Origin of the sequence: Mangrovimonas cancribranchiae (assembly GCF_037126245.1) — a bacterium.
GTDB lineage: Bacteria > Bacteroidota > Bacteroidia > Flavobacteriales > Flavobacteriaceae > Mangrovimonas > Mangrovimonas cancribranchiae.
This window is the reverse complement of the sequence record NZ_CP136925.1, coordinates 412,360-431,062: the sequence shown is the minus strand read 5'-3', so window position 1 is coordinate 431,062 and position 18,703 is coordinate 412,360. Positions and strand designations below refer to the sequence as shown.

Here is an 18,703-nt window from a genome sequence, read left to right as displayed (position 1 = left end):
CATATAGCAATCAAGAAATAATATGAATCTAAATATAAACAACAAAAACGCTTTGGTTTGCGGAAGCACAGCTGGTATTGGAAAAGCCACAGCAATAGCTCTAGCTAATGAAGGCGCAAACGTAACACTTATAGCAAGAAACGAAGACAAACTAAAAGCTGTTTTAGCAGAATTACCACATTCTCAAAACCACAGCTACATTGTAGCTGATTTTTCAAATCCAGAAACTTTACAACAAAAAGTTGCAGACTTTGTTGCCAACAACCAAGGGTTTCATATTTTAGTTAATAATACTGGTGGACCAGCTGGCGGACCAATATTTGAAGCCAAACTAGAGGAGTTTCAAAATGCCTTTACACAACATTTAAAGTGTAATCACGTCTTAGCGCAAACCTTAGTACCTTTTATGAAAAAAGAAGGTTTTGGACGTATTGTTAATGTGATTTCCACTTCGGTTAAACAACCTTTGGATGGCCTTGGTGTAAGTAATACCATTCGTGGCGCTGTAGCCAATTGGAGTAAAACCCTGGCTAACGAATTAGGACAATTTGGTATTACCGTAAACAATGTCTTGCCAGGTGCCACAGGAACCGAACGCTTAACAGAAATTATAAAAAATAAATCGGCTAAAACTGGAAAAACCGAAGATGAAGCTGCTAATGCTATGAAACAAGCCGTTCCAGCAAAACGTTTTGCTAAGCCTGAAGAGTTGGCTTATGCCATTACTTTTTTAGCTAGTGAATGTGCTAGTTACATTAACGGAATTAACCTTCCTGTTGATGGTGGACGAACAAAATCTTTGTAACTTTATAACAAAATCTGCGTGAGGGATTGAAGCAAGCTACCGTGTAGCGCGAAAAGCCCGACCCGTTAGGGACACGCCAAAAAAAAACACACATATGAGCAATTTAGTAACCCCTTTGAATTTTAAAGAATGGATTGACGAAAACCGCCATTTATTAAAGCCGCCTGTTGGCAACAAATGTGTATGGCCAAACGGAGATTACATTGTAATGGTTGTTGGTGGACCAAATAGCCGAAAAGATTATCATTATAACGAAACACCAGAATTTTTCTATCAGCTAGAAGGCGATATGGTGTTAAAAATAATGAATAATGGTAAACCGGAAGATGTTCATATTAAAGAAGGAGATATTTATTTATTACCGCCTAAGGTACCGCATTCGCCACAGCGACAAGCAGACACTGTGGGCTTAGTAATAGAATATCCGCGTCCAGACGGTGTAAACGATGCCTTGGAATGGTATTGTGAGAACTGCAACGAGTTGTTATATCGCGAGGAATTTCCGTTAGACAATATTGAAACCGATATGCCTGTGATTTTTGACAAATATTACAGTAACGAAGAAAAACGTACCTGTAACAATTGTAGCGAAGTGATGCATCCTCCCAAAAAATAACATATAATTTTTAAAGACCGCCAACCTTTTTCAGACCTATGAAACAAAAACGCAAATTACGTATAAACGGCCATTCGCATTTATTGCCTTACCCAGAGGAAATCCCTCAATTTATGAAGGACAAAGGCATTTTCTGGGTAGACAAAGACCGGAAATTTATGCTTCAAAAAGATTGGAATAGACCAATAACCGATTCCAGCTTCTTTTTGAATGAAAAATTGGCTTGGATGGAACGCTTTAAGATTGACCACGCTGTGGTTTTAAACTTATCGCAACTCTATGGTAATGGCTTGCGTTTGGAGGAAATGAAACAAGCGTTGCGTTTTCAAAATGATTTTAACGGTCGTATTCAAGCTGAAAATCCAGGAAAATTCACTTGTGGTTTTGTTGTTCACCCAGGGTTCGTACGTGGTGCGTGTTGGGAGATTGAACGTTGTGTTGAAGAATTAGGTATGCGTTTATTGTGTTTACCAACACATTACATGGACACCATTGGTACATGGCGTTGTATTTTTGATGAAGAAAACGAACCTATTTTTGAACTGGCTGACAAATACAATCTTGCTGTAGAAATTCATCCGTATGATGGTGAAAAGTTCATTAAGTTAGAAAACACGGCTTGGCGATTCCACCTTATTTGGATGCTCGCACAATGCGCCGATGCGTATCACTTTTTAACCTTAAATGGGTATTACGAAAAATACCCTAACATGCGTGTATGTTTTGCTCATGGTGGTCAATTAGCACAAATTAACCTAGGAAGACGTATTCAAGGGTTTGATGGGCGCCACGATTTGTTTGAAGGCAAAGTGCACCCAAGAAAGGCTGTTGGCCATAAAAACATCTTTTTTGACACTTTAGTCCACGATACTAATTCTTTAGACTTACTTATAAAAAATCAAGGTTCTAAACAGGTATTAATAGGCTTAGATGATCCCTATCCGTTAGGTGAAATGGAAAGTTTACCACAATCATCTTACCCAGGAAAAATATTAGACTTAGCCATAGAACGTGACATTATAAATGAAACGGAAAAAGATGCTATGTGGGAAGATAACGTATTGCAATGGCTTTATGGCGATGACGAAAAAGGCAAGCAAGACTTGACAAACAAAATTTTAGGGTAATGCATTTCTTACCAGAAGAATTAGATGACTATGTGGTAGCTCACTCTGAAGACGAGCCACAACTATTGCAGGAACTACATAGAGAAACCTATCAAAAAATCCTGCAACCGCGTATGTTAAGCGGACATTATCAAGGGCGTATATTGAGTATGATTTCAAAAATAGTTAATCCAAAAACTATTCTAGAAATTGGCACCTACACAGGATATTCTGCTTTATGTCTTTTAGAAGGTATGCAAAAAGAAGGTGCATTACATACTATTGATATTAACGAAGAGCTTGTCGATTTTCAACGAAAATATTTTGACAAATCAGGACGAGGACATCAAATTCATCAACATTTAGGTAATGCCTTAAATATTATTCCTGAATTAAATAATACCTTTGATTTAGTATTTATTGATGCTGATAAAGATAATTACCCCAATTATTTCAATGTTATTGTTGACAAATTAAATCCTGGCGGCATTATTTTATCGGATAATGTATTATGGAGTGGCAAAGTTATTCAACCTGTTAAAAAGGATGATACATCCACCAAAGCTTTATTAGAATACAATAGGTTACTAAAAGAAGATTCTCGTATAGAAACCGTATTACTACCTATTAGAGACGGCTTAACAATTAGTAGAAAATGCAGTCATGACACCTAAAATTAGTTCCATCGTTGTTCAAGATTTTGAGCATAATAGTATAGATCTTCTTTCTACTTATCAAGACCAGAACTTGTTACTTTTACTCTATAACAATCAATGTTTAGGGTGTACAGGACGTGCCATTCCGTTAGCATACAAACTTCAAAATATGTTTCCAAACATAACAGTAATTGGGATTCATTCTAACTTCAATAACGAGAAAACTACTGAAGATGACATAAAAAGTATTTTCACAACTAAACAACTACCTTTTCCTATCTATTTAGATGAAAATCATGTTACTTACGATGCTTTTAATAGTGAAGGCACGCCGCAATGGCTTATTATAAACAAAGATAATACACTGTATCGCTCTATTTTTGGATCGCAAGCTAATGCTGAAAACAGACTGCTTTACGCTTTAGAAAGTTTAGCGTAATGGTTACATCTTTCGTCTTACAGAACCTGTAAAATCTTCAAGATCGTCTTTTACTTTGTTGAGTTCGTCTTGAACATCTTTCGTAATACTAGTATCAATACCGTTTTTTTCGGCACTTTTGGTAATTTCTGACTTGATGTCGTTTGAAGCATCACGAAGCATTCGCAAACCTTTCCCCATACCTTTAGCTATCTCTGGAATTTTATCGGCACCAAAGACCATAACTACAATAAAAAGGATAAAAACAACCTCTGTAGTTCCTATAAATAAAAATGTTGCTTCTTGTATCACAATGCAAATATAGTAAGTGTTGCTATTATAACAGAATAAAAAAGCCGATTTAAAAAAATCGGCTTTTAAAAATTTATTTAGTCTTTTACTTTTTCTTTAAACTTATCAAAAGCACTTTGTTCCTCTTGCTGTGGCCAGGAATTATTAGAAGTATCTACATCGGCCGTTTCTAAATTAGGATCTACCGTTATACCTACTATCTCTTTATCTGACGCTATGGCTTTACTAACCTCGTTATCGTTATAACGCCATATTTGCGCTGGATAATGTTCGGTTTTTGACGTGCCATCGGCATACGAATATTCTACAATTATTGGCATGACTAAACCTCCTGGTTTTTCAAATGTTACATTATAGAAGTACTTAGGTTGCTTGATGTTTTTTTGTTCTTCTTCAGAAAAGTTATCCATAACATACTCCTTAACTGTAGGAATATCCAATAAATCTTGGTCTTTCATGCTTTCCTTATATTCCTCGCTACCATCTTCTACCATATACACTAAAGGTGGTAAATCACTCATTTTCATACCACGCTGTTTAACGATATTCTTCACATATTCGTTAGGTTCTGAAGACACATAGTATTTTTTAACCTCTTTTACACCTATATCTACCCAATCGGTTGTGTAAAACCAACCTCTCCAAAACCAATCTAAATCGAATGCCGAGGCATCTTCCATAGTTCTAAAGAAATCTTCTGGTGTTGGATGTTTAAACATCCAGCGTTGTGAGTACTCTCTAAAAGCATAATCAAATAGCTCTTCACCCATAACCGTTTCGCGCAAAATATTTAATGCTGTTGCTGGTTTTCCGTAAGCGTTATTTCCAAATTGATAGGTATTAAGTCCTTTGGTCATAATTGGCGCGATATAATTTTGATCGCCGCCCATGTAAGGGACAATTTTGGCTGCTGGCCCACGACGTGACGGATACGTGTCGTGCCCTTCAGATAAAGCATCTGGATACCATTTACCAAAATCTTGCTCTGCTACATATTGCACAAAGGTGTTTAAACCTTCGTCCATCCAGGTCCATTGACGCTCGTCACTATTCACAATCATTGGGAAAAAGTTATGTCCAACTTCATGTATAATAACACTCATCATACCGTATTTTGTTCTGTCGCTATAATTTCCTTCTTCATCTGGACGACCATAATTCCAGCAAATCATAGGATATTCCATACCTTGATTTTTGGCATGTACAGAAATGGCTTTATGATATGGGTAATCGAAGGTCATTCTTGAATACGATTTTAACGTACTTGCAACCGCTTTTGTAGACCATTCTTCCCATAATGGGTTTCCTTCTTTTGGGTATAAAGACACCGCCATAGCATCTTTATCGCCTATTTTAACGGCCATCATATCCCAGATAAACTTACGTGATGTTGCGAAACCGTAATCACGAACATTTTCGGCATAAAATTTCCATGTTTTTTTATCTTCTGAAAATGCTTTTTCTGCTTTTTCTGCTTCGTCCTGAGTTACAATTAAAACAGGTTCATCGTAAGATTTTTTAGCCTTTTCGTAACGTTTCATCATCTCTTTTGAAAAGACTTCTTTACGGTTGGTTAACTTTCCTGTAGCATCCAGTATATGGTCTGCAGGAACAGTAATATTTACTTCAAAATCACCAAATGGTAACGCAAACTCATCGCGTCCCCAAAATTGAGAGTTTTGCCATCCTTCTACATCGTTATAAACCGCCATTCTTGGGTAAAACTGCGCAATTACATAAGCTCTATTGCCGTCTTCTGGAAAATATTCATACCCAGAACGTCCACGACCATTAACGTGATCGTTTATGTTATACCACCATTTAATTGAAAACTCAAAACTATCACCAGATTCTAATGGTTCTGGAAGTTCAACACGCATCATAGTTCTGTTAATCATGTGTGGTAAATCTTTACCTTTTGCTTTTACTTCTTGAATGTTAAAACCTCCATCAAAAGGTTCTGTCATATAATTATTTGCAAATGAAGACGTTTGATTTGCTGGAGCAACACCGCTACCTTCAATAAGTGGGGTTTTAGAATCTTTAGCGCGCATATTTTGATCTAATTGCACCCATAAATAGTTTAATTGATCTGGTGAGTTATTGGTATAGGTAATGGTTTCATTACCATAAAGTCTAGCGTTTTTATCGTCTAACTCGATATCCATTTTATAGTCTGCTTGTTGTTGGTAATACGCATGACCTGGCGCACCTGAAGCTGCACGATACATGTTTGGCGTTGAAAACTCATCGTACATTTGTTTAAACTTGTTATTATTTGTGTGCCCTTGTTTTATTTCCTGGGCTTCCTGTTCTTGAGCGAAAGTAGCTGCTGACAAAAACATAATTGAAAGGAATAATCTCTTAAAAATCTTCATTTTTGAAAGTTTGTTAGTAAAAAAATTGTCTGGAAAAGTAATGATTTTTCAAGATTTAGCTACGGTTTTTCGTTAAAGTTTAACATAGCTTTATCATTTTCTTTTATAAGTATAAAACTCTTATTTTTAGAATTAATATTTGTTCGTATTACATTCTTCTGTTCTTTGAACATATCAAATAAAACCTCATTGGAAATTTCGAAAGTTTTTATACTCTTAACATCTTCTATTTCAAGATAACAGATAGCAATATCGACATCGTATTCTTTCCCTATAAAGTTTATCATTTGCTCTTCGCCATTAATTTTAATGCTCATTTTGCTTTTTAGGTAGCGCTCTATGTAATAGTTTACTTTTTCGGATTCGTTTTTATATTTCAAGCTGATATTTTTATCGTAACGCTTTTTTAGCACATTTTCTAAATCATCAATAAAAATGCGGGTAATTATTTGTACTGATGACTGCTCTTTTACGTATTCAATTTGGGTAACACTTACATAGTATTTGTGCATACCAAAGGCTAAAAAGAACAACAACAATGGTAAACTTATGTATTTAATGTATGTTTTCATATTCAAGCTTTGAAACGCTATTGTTAGGAGTCAAAAAACGTTCCAAATAATGTATTTACTGTTTTAAATTCTCTTTATACTGCTGAAGTTTTTCCTGCAAAAAGGTTAAGATTTCTAAATCGTTTGTGTTTTTACAGCGTGTTATAAAGTTTGGATCTTCGGCACAAAAATAGAAAAAATCGGCTCTTAAGTCTTTTTTTAACGCTGCCATTTGAAAGAGCTCGTCTTCCAATCGTTCTCTTATTTTTCTTAGGAGTTCGTCACGGCGTTCTAATGTTACGCGTTTTTTTAGCTTTTTGGTTCTTCCAGAAATTCCATTTAAAATAGGATTTAACGGAATTATTCCCCCTCCTGTTGTCGCTTCATTCAACACTCTTTCGTTATGCGTAAGTGGCTTGCCTTGATAACTAGGAATACCTAACATTTTTGCCGTCACGGGTTGTCCTTCTACACTTTCTACATCTTTTAGTAAATCTCCTGTTAGTATTTTACCAACAGTTACAGCGTCTAAATCATATGTTAAAGACTCTAAAAAAATCTCAACAAAGCGTTCTGAGTATATAGATTCTGTAATCACAACCTCTTTGGGTTTATGTTGGATTGAGGTTATTTTTAAGGTATCGTTTTTACGAGCTGGAATTACAAACTCACCAAACTTATTGGCCACCGAAAATGTATGTGATGTTTGATTTATAATATGAATATTCTCCACATTTAAATTTGAAACAAGTTTTCCTTTAAGCTCTATGTCTTGTGCGTAAGAACATAAAACCAAGAAAAAACAACTTAAAAAAACGAGCAGTTTAGTCTTTTCCAATAGTTTTATTTTCTGTTACATATTTTTGGCTCATCGTCGCAAAGTATTCCAACAAATACACTTCGTTCTTAGGCTGTAACAATGCATCATCAAAACCCTTTCTGTAGCAAAACGCGTAAAAGGCTTCTACTTCATCTTGAGGGATTTTAAATTGACTTGCTATAAATTGATTAGAAAATTTGTTAGAAATATCTTTAGGATAACTAATTTTTTTAGGCTGATAGGTACGATAGTTTTTTATAGGTTTCTTTTTACGTTTAAAAAACAAACTTAATAATGCGGCAAAATCTACACCGTTATAAAATTGCCCTTCTTTCATAAGTTGGTTATCCACTTTAGTTAAATGGTCTATTTCAAAATTCATGCTCTTAACATCGCCTAAAGACATATTTCCTAAAGGATCTACTTCAACCTGTTGTACATTATCTAAGTCTACATCTAATAAACCCGTTAAATCTGACGAGAATACAAGAACCTCATCTAAACTATTCACTTGTTCTATTAATAATATTCTTAATATACCCGTCTCAATAGTTTGCTTTGTTATTCTAACCGTTTTTGGAAGAAATTGTAGCGCCGATATTTCTAAAATGTCATGCTCTGCAACCAACAAAGAAAAATGCCCGTCGGCTTGTGTTATTGTTCCTTTTTGGGTGGTTAAATTATAAACCGTTACCCCTTCTACATCGTTATGGTCAGCAATAATAACGCCCTGTATTTCAATTCTATCATTTTGAGAATATATTAATAAGGAAAATAACAAAAATGTAAAAAGTAGTATGTGTTTCAAAATCATTGGTTTTTAGCTAGTATAAAGTAAGCGTTTCATATCTTAATGTCTTCGGAAGGGTTTAATAAACTTTTGTTAAATGACAGCTTTAATTACTTTTACCAAAAGTTATTTTATGAAACATATTATTCTTGCAAGTACGTCAACCATTCATGGCAGTGACTATTTAGATTATATTTTACCCGAACTAGACACCTTTTTTAATGGTATAGAAGACATTGTTTTTATACCCTATGCCAGACCTGGTGGCATTACTCACAATGAATATACGAAAAAAGCACAAGAAGCTTTTAAAAAAATAAATAGAACTCTTATTGGGTTGCATCAGTACAATAACCCAGTAGAAGCGATAAGTAACGCTAAAGCAATTTTTACTGGTGGCGGAAACACCTTTTTATTGGTACAACAACTTTATAAAAACAATATAATAGATCCCTTAAAAAACAACATTCTTAATGGAGCTAAATATTTTGGCACAAGTGCAGGAAGCAATATTGGCGGATTAACTATGAACACCACAAACGATATGCCTATAGTATATCCACCAAGTTTAAAAACCCTTGGTTTGGTGCCGTTTAATATTAATCCTCATTATCTCGACCCATTACCTAATAATAAGCATATGGGAGAAACTCGTGAAACACGACTAAAAGAGTTTCATAAGTTTAATACACAACCTGTTGTAGGCTTACGCGAAGGTAGTTGGCTAGAAATTACAAATAAAACCATTGTATTAAAAGGTGAATTACAAGCACGAATTTTCGAGTATAACAAACCACCTTATGAAATTGAAACAGGCACAGACCTAAGTGACTTAAAATGAAAAAGCTTCACTATAAAAGTGAAGCTTTTTGGAGCGGGAGACCGGGTTCGAACCGGCGACATTCAGCTTGGAAGGCTGACGCTCTACCAACTGAGCTACTCCCGCAATCGTGGGTGCAAATATAGTTAAAGATTTATTGTAGCAAAAATCTTTTTCAGCAAATTAAACCTATTAACCTTTTTATTCTTTTTCAAAATTGAACAAGGACTACTTTATAAAACCTATTTCTGCAAAAGACACACATAGTGTAAGACATTCTGTTTTACGAGAAGGACGCCCAATAACCGACTGTGTTTTTGAAGGCGATAATTTAGACACCACATATCATTTAGGGCTTTTTTATAAAAAGCAACTTATTGGCGTGGTTAGCCTTATGCTTAATTCTAATAAGCAAATACAAGAAAGATCCCAATATCAATTACGAGGGATGGCTATTTTAACCCCCTATCAAGGCCAAGGTTTAGGCAAATACCTTATTGATGCTAGCATTAAAAAACTAACCGAATTACATTGTAAAGTTGTATGGTGCAATGCTAGAGAAATAGCTCTTTCTTTTTACAAAAGAAACCAATTTCAAGTTTTAGGGCAACCATTTTCTATACCACTTATCGGAAATCATTTTACCATGTTTAGAAAAATAAATTAACATTTTAAAAATTACTTTAGTAAATTTAACTTTCTAATCATCTAGTAACATGCGTCGTAAGAATTTTAAAATAAGACTATTAATCGGGGTTGCCATAGTCGCTTTTGCCTATTTAAGAAAGTGTAGTCAACAAGAAGTTAACCCCTATACAGGCCGCACACAAACCATTACACTTTCTCCAGATCAAGAGATTGCTATTGGTTTAGAAAGTGCCCCTCAAATGGCACAACAACATGGCGGGTTATATCCTAATAAAGAATATCAAGCCTTTGTAGATCAAGTTGGCGCAAAACTTGTTAATAGTAGCATAGCAAATGAAACACCTTACAACTACGACTTTCATTTACTAGCAGACCCAAATACGATAAATGCTTTTGCTTTGCCTGGCGGGCAGGTTTTTATTACGTATGCATTATTTTCTAAACTTGAAAATGAAGATCAATTAGCTGGCGTATTAGGTCATGAAATAGGACACGTTCTAGGAAAACATTCTAACGAACGTATAAGCGAATCTAATTTTTGGAAAACCATTACTATGGGAGCTTCTGTGGGTGCCGATATGGGTGGGTTTGTACAATCTATTGGTCAAAATACGTTATTAGCTAATGGTCGTGATGATGAGTTAGAAAGTGATGATTTAGGCGTTAAGTTTATGATAAAAGCGGGCTATAATCCTAAAGAGATGATTGGAGTGATGGAAATTTTAAAAACTGCCGCAGGACCTAATCGTGTTCCTGAATTTCAAAGTACACATCCAGACCCTGAAAATAGAATTGAACATATTCTAGAGGCCATAGAAAAATATCAAAACTAAAAAAGGTCTCAACTCTAGAGACCTTTTTAACTAACTAACCAACTTGAAAATAAACTACTGTTTACTTCTTCTTTAAAGTGTTTTTAATTAACACTTGTGCTTCTTTAGCATTAGACATTTCAGCATATTTTAAAGCTGTATGCCCTTTCTTGCTTCTAGATTTTAAATTAGCTCCTTCTTTAATTAAAAGCTCTAAAATTTCTACCCTGTTATACCTTGCAGCATACATAGCTGGTGTCATACCATTTGACTTTTCGTTTACGTCTACACCAAGTTCAATAAGTTTTTTAACAGTAACTATATCGCCTTTAGCCACAGATGTACAAAAAGGACTAATAGATGGTGATGAGATAACTTCAATACTGTTTGAAGGATTAAGATCGTTGTTTGCATGAGTATATCCAAAAGATAATCCTAATGCAAGAGCTAAAATAACTGTTGTTTTTTTCATGATGAAAGAATTTAAATTAATTGATTGATTTTTGATTATACTAAATAGACGACTATTTTTTTAGTTTGTTACACAAAATAAATCTTATAACATTTATTTAACGTTCTGCGAACAAACATGTTAACACCTCACTAAAACCCTTACACTAATTAACTTACACTAAAAAAAAGCATAAAAAACGATTAATCATTTTTATTTTATAGTATGATTTTTAAGTTAGAACTTATAAACTTTTATCTTTGATAACTTAAAGCTAGTAACATGAATAAAAAAGTAATTTTAATGATCTTGGATGGCTGGGGAAAATCTCCAGACCCGAAAGTTTCTGCTATAGATAATGCCAACACCCCTTTTATAGATTCGCTTTATAAAAATTACCCTAATGCCAATTTAAGAACCGATGGGTTGCATGTTGGCCTACCCGAAGGACAAATGGGAAATAGCGAAGTTGGCCATATGAATTTAGGCGCCGGGCGTATTGTTTATCAAGACCTTGTTAAAATTAATCTAGCCGTTAAAAATAACACCTTAGGAAACGAAGCTGCCATTAAAACAGCTTTTGAATATGCAAAAACAAACAACAAACCCGTTCACTTTTTAGGCCTAGTTAGCGATGGTGGTGTTCATTCGCATATTAATCATTTATTAGGGTTAATAGATGCTGCCAATCAATATGGTGTTGCAAACTCTTATGTTCATGCCTTTACAGATGGGCGCGATGTTGACCCAAAATCGGGGTATGGTTTTATTACAGAATTAGAACAACATATAGAAAACACCAACACACAGCTAGCCACCGTAACTGGCCGTTATTACGCTATGGATAGAGACAACCGTTGGGAACGCGTTAAACTAGCTTACAATGCTTTAGTAAATGGTATTGGAACCCAATCAAAAGAGGTTTTAAAATCTATCGATCAAAGTTATGAAGACGATGTTACAGATGAATTTATAAAACCCATTGTTATGACAGATAATAACGATAATCCTATTGCTACAATTAAAGAAGGGGACGTTGTTATTTTCTTCAATTTTAGAACAGATAGAGGTCGCCAATTAACCCAAGCGTTATCCCAAAAAGATTTCCATGAACAAAACATGCATAAATTAGATTTGCATTATGTAACCATGACTAATTATGATGATTCTTTTAAAGGTATTCATGTGGTGTTCGATAAAGAAAATCTAAAAGAAACCTTAGGCGAAGTCCTTGAAAAAAATAATAAAACGCAAATTAGAATAGCGGAGACCGAAAAGTATCCACATGTTACTTTTTTCTTTTCAGGAGGGCGCGAAACACCTTTTAAAGGAGAAACCCGAATTTTACGAAACTCACCCAAAGTAGCAACTTACGATTTACAACCAGAAATGAGTGCCTACGAACTACGCGATGCGTTAATTCCAGAGCTACAAAAAGGAGACACAGATTTTGTATGTTTAAACTTTGCAAATGGTGATATGGTAGGCCACACAGGTGTTATGGAAGCAGCTATAAAAGCCTGCGAAGCAGTAGATGAATGTGTTAAAGATGTAATTACAACAGCTTTAGAAAACGATTACACAACTATTTTAATTGCCGATCATGGCAATTGCGAAACGATGGTTAACCCAGACGGATCTCCAAACACGTCGCACACCACAAACCCTGTTCCTGTAATTTTAATAGATAAAGACAAATTACCTATTAAAGATGGTATTTTAGGAGATATTGCGCCCACCATTTTACATCTTTTGGGGGTTGAACAACCTAAAACTATGACACAACATAGCTTAGTTTAACTTTTTAGCTATATTTTAAATATACAGATAAAGCGTATGAATTTTCAAAACAAGTTAATTATTGCTGTTGATTTTGATGGCACCATAGTAGACGATGCCTATCCTAAAATAGGGAAGCCTAAACTATTTGCTTTTGAAACCTTAAAACGACTTCAACAAGATGGACACAGACTTATCTTATGGACCTACAGAAGTGGTATTAGATTAGAAGAAGCTATTGCCTTTTGTAAGGAAAATGGAATCACTTTCTACGCTGTAAACAAAAGTTTTCAAGAAGAAAAGTTCGATTATAGTAAAAGCAGAAAAATACACGCCGACCTCTTTATAGACGATAGAAATATTGGAGGTTTTATTGGTTGGGGAGAAGTCTACCAAATAATTACTAAGGAAACACCCAATATCCCTAAACGTCGTAAAAAAGGACTCTTTGGTTTTTTAAAATCTTAGGTTATTTAATCATATTAAAATAGGCTTTATCAATGTCTTCTCTATAATCGGGATGTGCAATATTAACTAAAGCTTTTACACGCTCCTGAATAGTTTTACCATATAAATTTGCAATACCATATTCGGTTACCACATAATGCACATGAGATCGAGTAGTTACTACACCTGCTCCAGGCTTTAACGAAGGTACAATCCTGCTAATACCTTTTTTAGTAATAGATGGTAAGGCTATTATAGCTTTTCCGCCTTCACTTAAAGAAGCGCCACGAATAAAATCCATTTGACCACCAACACCTGAATACATGTTAGACCCTATAGAATCAGCACAAACTTGTCCGGTAACATCAACTTCTATAGCCGAGTTTATTGCTACCATTCTAGGATTTTGTTTTATAATAGACACATCATTAGTATAATTTGAAGCACGCATTTCTATAAAAGGATTATCATCTACATAATCATATAAACGTTTAGATCCCATTAAAAAAGTACTCAACGCACGTCCTCTATTGATGGTTTTATAATTTCCATTAATAACATCTTTTAATATTAAATCAATCACCCCATCTGAAAACATTTCGGTATGCAACCCTAGGTCTTTATGGTTTGTTAATCTTGATAAGACTGCGTTAGGAATACTTCCTATTCCCATTTGCAGGGTACTTTTATCTTCTATTAAACTAGCTACATAATCGCCAATTATTTGCTCTGTTTCTGTTGGGCTAGACATAGTGTGTGCCGGTAACGGTTCATCACATTCAACAAAAGCATTTATTTCTGAAACATGAATTATTCCAGCACCATGTGTTCTAGGCATTTGCTTATTAACTTGGGCAATCACATAATCGGCATTTTCAATGGCTGCTAGCGTTGCTTCTACAGAAACTCCTAAAGAGCAATATCCATGTCTATCTGGCACAGACACATGTATTAAAGCTACCTGTAAATCAATAATATTGCGTTTAAAAAGTAATGGTAACTCACTTAAAAAAACAGGGGTGTACGATCCATTACCTGCTTTTAAAGTGTGGCGTACATTTTTACCTATGAAAAAAGAATTTACATGAAAACTATCGCGCAACTCAGGATTAGCATAAGGTGCGTCGCCTTCGGTATGGAGCTGACAAATTTCAACATTTCTTAACTCTTTATGTCGGTTCGTTAAGGCATTAATTAAAACTTGAGGAGCTGCAGCTGCTGCTTGTAAATAAATTTTATCATTAGATTTAACAATTTCCAATGCTTTTTCGGCTGTAACAGGTGTGTACATAATATGAGTGTTTTGTTAGTGCAAATTTCAGAATAATAGTTGTAATAAAAACTGTCAAAAATCATATTACAACATAATAATTTAACTCGTATATTTTTAAGTATCTTTGCACATATTTTAAGAGTATGATTATAGTAAAAACAAGAGAAGAAATAGAATTAATGCGTCAAAGTGCTTTGGTTGTATCTAAAACATTAGGTATGTTGGCCAAAGAAGTAAAACCTGGCGTAACCACTAACCAATTAGACCAATTAGCTGAAGATTTTATTAGATCGCAAGGCGCTATTCCAGGGTTTTTAGGGTTGTACGATTGCCCGTCAACACTACTTTGTAGTGTTAACGAAGCTGTAGTTCATGGCCTTCCTACAGATAGACCCTTGGAAGAAGGTGATATTGTTTCTATTGATTGTGGCGCTATAATGAATGAGTTTTATGGCGATCATGCCTATACTTTTGAAATTGGCGAGGTTGCTTCAGAAACAAAAAAGTTACTTCAAACCACCAAAGAATCGCTTTATATAGGTATTAGAGAATTTAAGCTTGGTAACCGTGTTGGTGACGTAGGTTATGCTATTCAAAAATATTGTGAAGACCAAGGCTATGGTGTTGTAAGAGAGCTTGTGGGTCACGGATTAGGAAGAAAAATGCATGAAGATCCAGAAATGCCAAACTATGGAAAACGTGGTCGCGGTAAAAAATTCTTGGAAGGCCAAGTAGTAGCCATTGAGCCTATGATAAACCTTGGCACTCAAAAAATAAAACAACTTAAGGACGGTTGGACTATTGTAACTCGCGATGGTAAGCCAAGTGCGCACTTTGAACACGATGTTGCTATTGTTGATGGTAAACCAGAAATTCTTTCAACGTTTGCCTATGTATACGAAGCATTAGGTATTGAAAGCAACGAAGAAGATGAGTTTAGACAAAAAGCCTTAACGCTTTAAAGCATGAATTACAACATTCAGGTTATAGAAAAGGAGCTTGCCCCCTTAAGAGAACAACTAAATAACCATAAACTTTACAGTGCATTAACATCGTTAAACGATATTAAAAGTTTTATGGAACAGCATGTTTTTGCTGTTTGGGATTTTATGTCGCTTTTAAAAGCGTTACAAAACAAGTTAACATGCACTACACTTCCTTGGCTTCCTGTAAAAAACCCAGCAACAGCACGGTTTATTAATGAAATTGTTTTAGGTGAAGAAAGCGATATTAATGAATTAGGAGAACCTAAAAGTCATTACGAAATGTATTTAGAAGCTATGCAGCAAATAGGTGCAAATACTAAAAACATCGCATTATTTACCAAGATTCTTTCAGAAGGACACTCAGTAAACAAAACTTTAGAGTTTGTTAATTTAGAAAAGAACACCGCAAATTTTATTGCCTTTACGTTTCAGGTTATTAATACACAACAGACTCATAAAATAGCCTCGGCATTTACTTTTGGTCGTGAAGACGTAATTCCTGATATGTTTTTTCAAATTATTAATCAGTCTAAAACAACAAACAACTCCTACAGCAAATTAACCTATTACCTTAACCGCCATATTGAATTAGATGGTGACGAACACGGTCCTCTATCATTAAAAATGATTGAAGAATTATGTGGTACCGATAACCAAAAATGGTTAGATGTTTTAGAAACAGCAAAAGCCGCATTAAACCAGCGTATTAAACTTTGGGATGGTATTTACAATTTGATTACAAAGATTGAAGCTGAAAAAACGTATTGAAAAAACTCTTTAAAATACTACTAAACAGTATTCCTAGACCTATTTTAATTAGGCTTAGTTATGTTGTGCGCCCCATTGTCGCTTTAGTTTTAAAAGGTAATAATTACACCGATCCTATCGACAACAAAAACTTTAAAAGTTTTTTGCCTTATGGCTATGGTAAGCAACGCCCAAACGTATTGTCACCCTCTACATTATCTCTAGAACGTCACCGACTACTTTGGTTGTATTTAAAAAACGAGACCAATTTCTTTAATGAAAAACTTAAGGTCTTGCATTTTGCTCCAGAACAAGCCTTTTACAAACGTTTTAGAAAACTTAAAAACCTAGAATATACCACTACCGATTTAAACTCACCTTTGGCCGATGTAAAAGCCGATATTTGCAATTTACCTTTTGAAGACAATAGCTACGATGTTATTTTATGCAATCACGTTTTAGAGCATATTCCTGACGACACAAAAGCCATGAAAGAATTGTATCGCGTTATGAAACCTAATGGTTGGGGTGTCTTTCAAATTCCGCAGGATTTAAATAGAGAAGTTACTTTTGAAGATAACAGCATAACCGATAAAAAAGAACGCGATAAAATTTTCGGGCAATACGATCATGTTAGAATTTATGGGCGTGATTACTTTGATAAATTAAGAAGTATTGGCTTTACGGTTGAAGAAGTGGATTATACAGCAACCATTATGCCTTCAGAAATTGATAAATACCGTTTGGCTGAAGGTGAAATAATACCTGTGGTCAAGAAAGAACACTAATTAATCTTCTGGAAACCCATTAATATTTAAGGTTTCAAATTCGCCTTTATCATTTTCAAAAATCAAGAATACTTTCAACTCTTCATGTGAAACCAAGAAATTTTTCACCTTTTCAATCCCCATTGTTTTAAAGGCTGTCGCATAAGCATCGGCAGTCATGCAATCGTCTGCAATAACCGAAATACTCAACAAATTGGTTTTACTAGGATAGCCTGTTTTAGTATCGATAATATGAGAGTAACGATTGCCATTTTCATCTGTTTTAAACTTTCTATATGTTCCAGAAGTCGCCATAGCTTCGTCATGTAGGGTAATCGCTTTTAAAATGGATTGTGTGCCATCAAAATGAGGCATTTCTACTCCTACTTTCCAAGGCGATTCTTTTTCCATATTAATGCCTTTACAACGTATTTCACCGCCTATTTCAACCAAGTAATTTTGTATACCATTATCTTCTAAAAATGCACTTATAACATCAACACCGTAGCCTTTAGCTATGGCATTAAAATCGATAAAGGCTCCTTTACGTTTTTGAATTTTCCCATTAACTAATCCCATTTTATTATAGCCTACCGACTGCATTAGGCTATCAATTTTTAGACTATCTAACTGTTTAATGGTTCCTTTTGGGCCAAAATCCCAGGCATTTACTACAGCACCAATGGTTGGATCGAAAGCGCCTTCGGTAACACGATAAATCTCCTTTGAACGCTTAAAAACCTTAATAAAATGAGGATCTAATGCAACAGACTCATTGCGGTTTACTTTTGATATGTTAGAGTCTGAAATATAGGTAGACATGGACTGATTAACTACTGCAAATAAGCTATCAAATTGTGGTTTATAATTGGTATCGTTATTATAAATAACCGAGTAAGAGGTTCCAAAAACAGCACCTGAAATTTTAATGTTTTTTGGCTGTTGTTTACAAGAAACAACAAGTAGTAAAGTGAGTATAAAAGCTAAATATCTCATTAGTTTAAATTCATATCTATAACTTGAATACCATTGTATTCAATTAAATATTCTTCGTTTAAGTATACAGGCAATTCTTGGCCGTTAGGATTTCCTAAACCTACGCCAGCATACAATACTTTGGCGTCTTTATCGCGTGCATGTTTTTTAAAGGTTTCCATCCAAACAACATCGTAATTATTAGGATTATTGGGCAACATAACTGCTTTAACTATAACAAAATAATACTGACTTTTTTTATCGATACACACAAACTGTGGATGCTTTTTAAGCTGGCTATTTACGGCAATAAATTCAAAACCTCTAGATTCAAGGTCTTTGCCAACATGATTCATAGCTAAGTTATGCAGTTCTTGCTCTGTTAATGGTTTACTCATACTACAAAACTACAACATATTTTAGGCCTACTTAATTTTTTTATTACTTTTAGGATAACTTATTTGAAGCTAGTTAACTATTTTAGTTTTCAAATAGTTAACGCCAACCAAACCAACCAACAACTCCATCTACTCAAAAAACTGTTGA

The 18,703-nt window shown here is 34.7% G+C and carries 22 protein-coding genes and 1 tRNA gene; 13 read left to right on the top strand and 10 right to left on the bottom strand.

The features are described 5' to 3' along the window. Positions 1 to 22: 22 nt before the first annotated feature. From R3L15_RS01905 to R3L15_RS01885, 5 genes are all read left to right on the top strand, one after another. Entirely contained in the window at positions 23 to 805 is a 783-nt protein-coding gene (locus R3L15_RS01905; RefSeq protein WP_338732914.1) for an SDR family oxidoreductase, read from the top strand. A gap of 94 nt (positions 806 to 899) precedes the next feature. Continuing rightward, the gene (locus R3L15_RS01900; protein WP_338732913.1) at positions 900 to 1,421 is read left to right on the top strand and encodes a 3-hydroxyanthranilate 3,4-dioxygenase; all 522 of its coding nucleotides are present in this window, start codon (positions 900 to 902) and stop codon (positions 1,419 to 1,421) included. Between the two features lie 38 nt (positions 1,422 to 1,459). Then, positions 1,460 to 2,548: an amidohydrolase family protein gene (locus tag R3L15_RS01895; protein ID WP_338732912.1), complete on the top strand. Its 1,089-nt coding sequence runs from the start codon at positions 1,460 to 1,462 to the stop codon at positions 2,546 to 2,548. Further along, entirely contained in the window at positions 2,548 to 3,201 is a 654-nt protein-coding gene (locus R3L15_RS01890; RefSeq protein WP_338732911.1) for an O-methyltransferase, read from the top strand. The genes R3L15_RS01895 and R3L15_RS01890 overlap by 1 nt, the downstream gene beginning before the upstream one ends. Continuing rightward, positions 3,191 to 3,622, top strand: coding sequence for a redoxin domain-containing protein (locus tag R3L15_RS01885; RefSeq protein ID WP_338732910.1), 432 nt, complete (start codon positions 3,191 to 3,193; stop codon positions 3,620 to 3,622). The genes R3L15_RS01890 and R3L15_RS01885 overlap by 11 nt, the downstream gene beginning before the upstream one ends. A 3-nt stretch (positions 3,623 to 3,625) precedes the next feature. On the opposite strand, the gene R3L15_RS01880 is transcribed toward R3L15_RS01885, so the two are convergent. From R3L15_RS01880 to R3L15_RS01860, 5 genes are all read right to left on the bottom strand, one after another. Then, complete coding sequence (locus R3L15_RS01880) at positions 3,626 to 3,913, bottom strand: twin-arginine translocase TatA/TatE family subunit (protein WP_125467001.1); 288 nt, start codon at positions 3,911 to 3,913, stop codon at positions 3,626 to 3,628. 77 nt (positions 3,914 to 3,990) lie between these two features. After that, the gene (locus tag R3L15_RS01875) at positions 3,991 to 6,291 is read right to left on the bottom strand and encodes a M1 family metallopeptidase (RefSeq protein WP_338732909.1); all 2,301 of its coding nucleotides are present in this window, start codon (positions 6,289 to 6,291) and stop codon (positions 3,991 to 3,993) included. A gap of 59 nt (positions 6,292 to 6,350) precedes the next feature. Further along, positions 6,351 to 6,863: a DUF6702 family protein gene (locus R3L15_RS01870; RefSeq protein ID WP_338732907.1), complete on the bottom strand. Its 513-nt coding sequence runs from the start codon at positions 6,861 to 6,863 to the stop codon at positions 6,351 to 6,353. 55 nt (positions 6,864 to 6,918) lie between these two features. Further along, the gene (locus R3L15_RS01865) at positions 6,919 to 7,680 is read right to left on the bottom strand and encodes a hypothetical protein (RefSeq protein ID WP_338732906.1); all 762 of its coding nucleotides are present in this window, start codon (positions 7,678 to 7,680) and stop codon (positions 6,919 to 6,921) included. Beyond that, positions 7,667 to 8,470, bottom strand: coding sequence for a carboxypeptidase-like regulatory domain-containing protein (locus R3L15_RS01860; RefSeq protein WP_338732905.1), 804 nt, complete (start codon positions 8,468 to 8,470; stop codon positions 7,667 to 7,669). Before R3L15_RS01860 ends, R3L15_RS01865 begins: the two co-directional genes overlap by 14 nt. A 115-nt stretch (positions 8,471 to 8,585) precedes the next feature. Here R3L15_RS01860 and pepE point away from each other — a divergent pair, with 115 nt between their 5' ends. Then, positions 8,586 to 9,293: a dipeptidase PepE gene (pepE, locus tag R3L15_RS01855; RefSeq protein ID WP_338732904.1), complete on the top strand. Its 708-nt coding sequence runs from the start codon at positions 8,586 to 8,588 to the stop codon at positions 9,291 to 9,293. A 29-nt stretch (positions 9,294 to 9,322) separates the two neighbouring features. On the opposite strand, the gene R3L15_RS01850 is transcribed toward pepE, so the two are convergent. Further along, positions 9,323 to 9,398 (bottom strand) — tRNA-Gly (locus R3L15_RS01850). A 91-nt stretch (positions 9,399 to 9,489) separates the two neighbouring features. Here R3L15_RS01850 and R3L15_RS01845 point away from each other — a divergent pair. Beyond that, on the top strand, positions 9,490 to 9,939 hold the full coding sequence (locus R3L15_RS01845) for a GNAT family N-acetyltransferase (protein ID WP_338732903.1): 450 nt from the start codon (positions 9,490 to 9,492) through the stop codon (positions 9,937 to 9,939). 49 nt (positions 9,940 to 9,988) lie between these two features. Beyond that, positions 9,989 to 10,753, top strand: coding sequence for a M48 family metalloprotease (locus R3L15_RS01840; protein ID WP_338732902.1), 765 nt, complete (start codon positions 9,989 to 9,991; stop codon positions 10,751 to 10,753). A 61-nt stretch (positions 10,754 to 10,814) separates the two neighbouring features. On the opposite strand, the gene R3L15_RS01835 is transcribed toward R3L15_RS01840, so the two are convergent. Further along, positions 10,815 to 11,204 (bottom strand): ankyrin repeat domain-containing protein, encoded by a 390-nt coding sequence (locus R3L15_RS01835; protein ID WP_338732901.1) that lies wholly within the window; start codon positions 11,202 to 11,204, stop codon positions 10,815 to 10,817. Positions 11,205 to 11,465: 261 nt separating this feature from the next. On the opposite strand from R3L15_RS01835, the gene gpmI reads away from it, so the two are divergent. Together gpmI and R3L15_RS01825 are read left to right on the top strand one after the other, a co-directional pair. Beyond that, entirely contained in the window at positions 11,466 to 12,983 is a 1,518-nt protein-coding gene (gene gpmI / locus R3L15_RS01830) for a 2,3-bisphosphoglycerate-independent phosphoglycerate mutase (RefSeq protein WP_338732900.1), read from the top strand. Between the two features lie 36 nt (positions 12,984 to 13,019). Beyond that, a complete protein-coding gene (locus tag R3L15_RS01825; RefSeq protein ID WP_338732898.1) occupies positions 13,020 to 13,430 on the top strand; it encodes a BT0820 family HAD-type phosphatase in 411 nt (136 codons plus the stop codon). A gap of 1 nt (position 13,431) precedes the next feature. On the opposite strand, the gene R3L15_RS01820 is transcribed toward R3L15_RS01825, so the two are convergent. Beyond that, positions 13,432 to 14,700: an acetyl-CoA hydrolase/transferase C-terminal domain-containing protein gene (locus R3L15_RS01820; RefSeq protein ID WP_338732896.1), complete on the bottom strand. Its 1,269-nt coding sequence runs from the start codon at positions 14,698 to 14,700 to the stop codon at positions 13,432 to 13,434. A gap of 125 nt (positions 14,701 to 14,825) precedes the next feature. On the opposite strand from R3L15_RS01820, the gene map reads away from it, so the two are divergent. Genes map through R3L15_RS01805 form a run of 3 tightly spaced genes read left to right on the top strand, consistent with a single transcriptional unit; the run spans position 14,826 to position 17,203 of the window. Further along, positions 14,826 to 15,644, top strand: coding sequence for a type I methionyl aminopeptidase (gene map, locus R3L15_RS01815; protein ID WP_338732895.1), 819 nt, complete (start codon positions 14,826 to 14,828; stop codon positions 15,642 to 15,644). A gap of 3 nt (positions 15,645 to 15,647) precedes the next feature. Continuing rightward, positions 15,648 to 16,436: a DUF3050 domain-containing protein gene (locus tag R3L15_RS01810; protein WP_338732894.1), complete on the top strand. Its 789-nt coding sequence runs from the start codon at positions 15,648 to 15,650 to the stop codon at positions 16,434 to 16,436. Then, positions 16,433 to 17,203: a methyltransferase domain-containing protein gene (locus tag R3L15_RS01805; protein ID WP_338732892.1), complete on the top strand. Its 771-nt coding sequence runs from the start codon at positions 16,433 to 16,435 to the stop codon at positions 17,201 to 17,203. The genes R3L15_RS01810 and R3L15_RS01805 overlap by 4 nt, the downstream gene beginning before the upstream one ends. Here the strand turns inward: R3L15_RS01805 and R3L15_RS01800 are convergent, their stop codons facing one another. Then, complete coding sequence (locus R3L15_RS01800; RefSeq protein ID WP_338732891.1) at positions 17,204 to 18,178, bottom strand: FAD:protein FMN transferase; 975 nt, start codon at positions 18,176 to 18,178, stop codon at positions 17,204 to 17,206. Further along, positions 18,178 to 18,555 carry a Na(+)-translocating NADH-quinone reductase subunit F gene (locus R3L15_RS01795; RefSeq protein ID WP_338732890.1) on the bottom strand — a complete coding sequence of 126 codons (378 nt, stop codon included), beginning with the start codon at positions 18,553 to 18,555 and terminating at the stop codon, positions 18,178 to 18,180. Before R3L15_RS01795 ends, R3L15_RS01800 begins: the two co-directional genes overlap by 1 nt. Positions 18,556 to 18,703: the final 148 nt, after the last annotated feature.

Excerpts from the sequence above, each read along its gene's own strand:
- R3L15_RS01905 (WP_338732914.1), top strand. The coding sequence starts at position 23 with ATGAATCTAAATATAAACAACAAAAACGCTTTGGTTTGCGGAAGCACA.
- R3L15_RS01900 (WP_338732913.1), top strand. The coding sequence starts at position 900 with ATGAGCAATTTAGTAACCCCTTTGAATTTTAAAGAATGGATTGACGAA.
- R3L15_RS01895 (WP_338732912.1), top strand. The coding sequence starts at position 1,460 with ATGAAACAAAAACGCAAATTACGTATAAACGGCCATTCGCATTTATTG.
- R3L15_RS01890 (WP_338732911.1), top strand. The coding sequence starts at position 2,548 with ATGCATTTCTTACCAGAAGAATTAGATGACTATGTGGTAGCTCACTCT.
- R3L15_RS01885 (WP_338732910.1), top strand. The coding sequence starts at position 3,191 with ATGACACCTAAAATTAGTTCCATCGTTGTTCAAGATTTTGAGCATAAT.
- R3L15_RS01875 (WP_338732909.1), bottom strand. The coding sequence starts at position 6,291 with ATGAAGATTTTTAAGAGATTATTCCTTTCAATTATGTTTTTGTCAGCA.
- R3L15_RS01870 (WP_338732907.1), bottom strand. The coding sequence starts at position 6,863 with ATGAAAACATACATTAAATACATAAGTTTACCATTGTTGTTGTTCTTT.
- pepE (WP_338732904.1), top strand. The coding sequence starts at position 8,586 with ATGAAACATATTATTCTTGCAAGTACGTCAACCATTCATGGCAGTGAC.
- R3L15_RS01840 (WP_338732902.1), top strand. The coding sequence starts at position 9,989 with ATGCGTCGTAAGAATTTTAAAATAAGACTATTAATCGGGGTTGCCATA.
- R3L15_RS01835 (WP_338732901.1), bottom strand. The coding sequence starts at position 11,204 with ATGAAAAAAACAACAGTTATTTTAGCTCTTGCATTAGGATTATCTTTT.
- gpmI (WP_338732900.1), top strand. The coding sequence starts at position 11,466 with ATGAATAAAAAAGTAATTTTAATGATCTTGGATGGCTGGGGAAAATCT.
- R3L15_RS01825 (WP_338732898.1), top strand. The coding sequence starts at position 13,020 with ATGAATTTTCAAAACAAGTTAATTATTGCTGTTGATTTTGATGGCACC.
- R3L15_RS01820 (WP_338732896.1), bottom strand. The coding sequence starts at position 14,700 with ATGTACACACCTGTTACAGCCGAAAAAGCATTGGAAATTGTTAAATCT.
- map (WP_338732895.1), top strand. The coding sequence starts at position 14,826 with ATGATTATAGTAAAAACAAGAGAAGAAATAGAATTAATGCGTCAAAGT.
- R3L15_RS01810 (WP_338732894.1), top strand. The coding sequence starts at position 15,648 with ATGAATTACAACATTCAGGTTATAGAAAAGGAGCTTGCCCCCTTAAGA.
- R3L15_RS01800 (WP_338732891.1), bottom strand. The coding sequence starts at position 18,178 with ATGAGATATTTAGCTTTTATACTCACTTTACTACTTGTTGTTTCTTGT.
- R3L15_RS01795 (WP_338732890.1), bottom strand. The coding sequence starts at position 18,555 with ATGAGTAAACCATTAACAGAGCAAGAACTGCATAACTTAGCTATGAAT.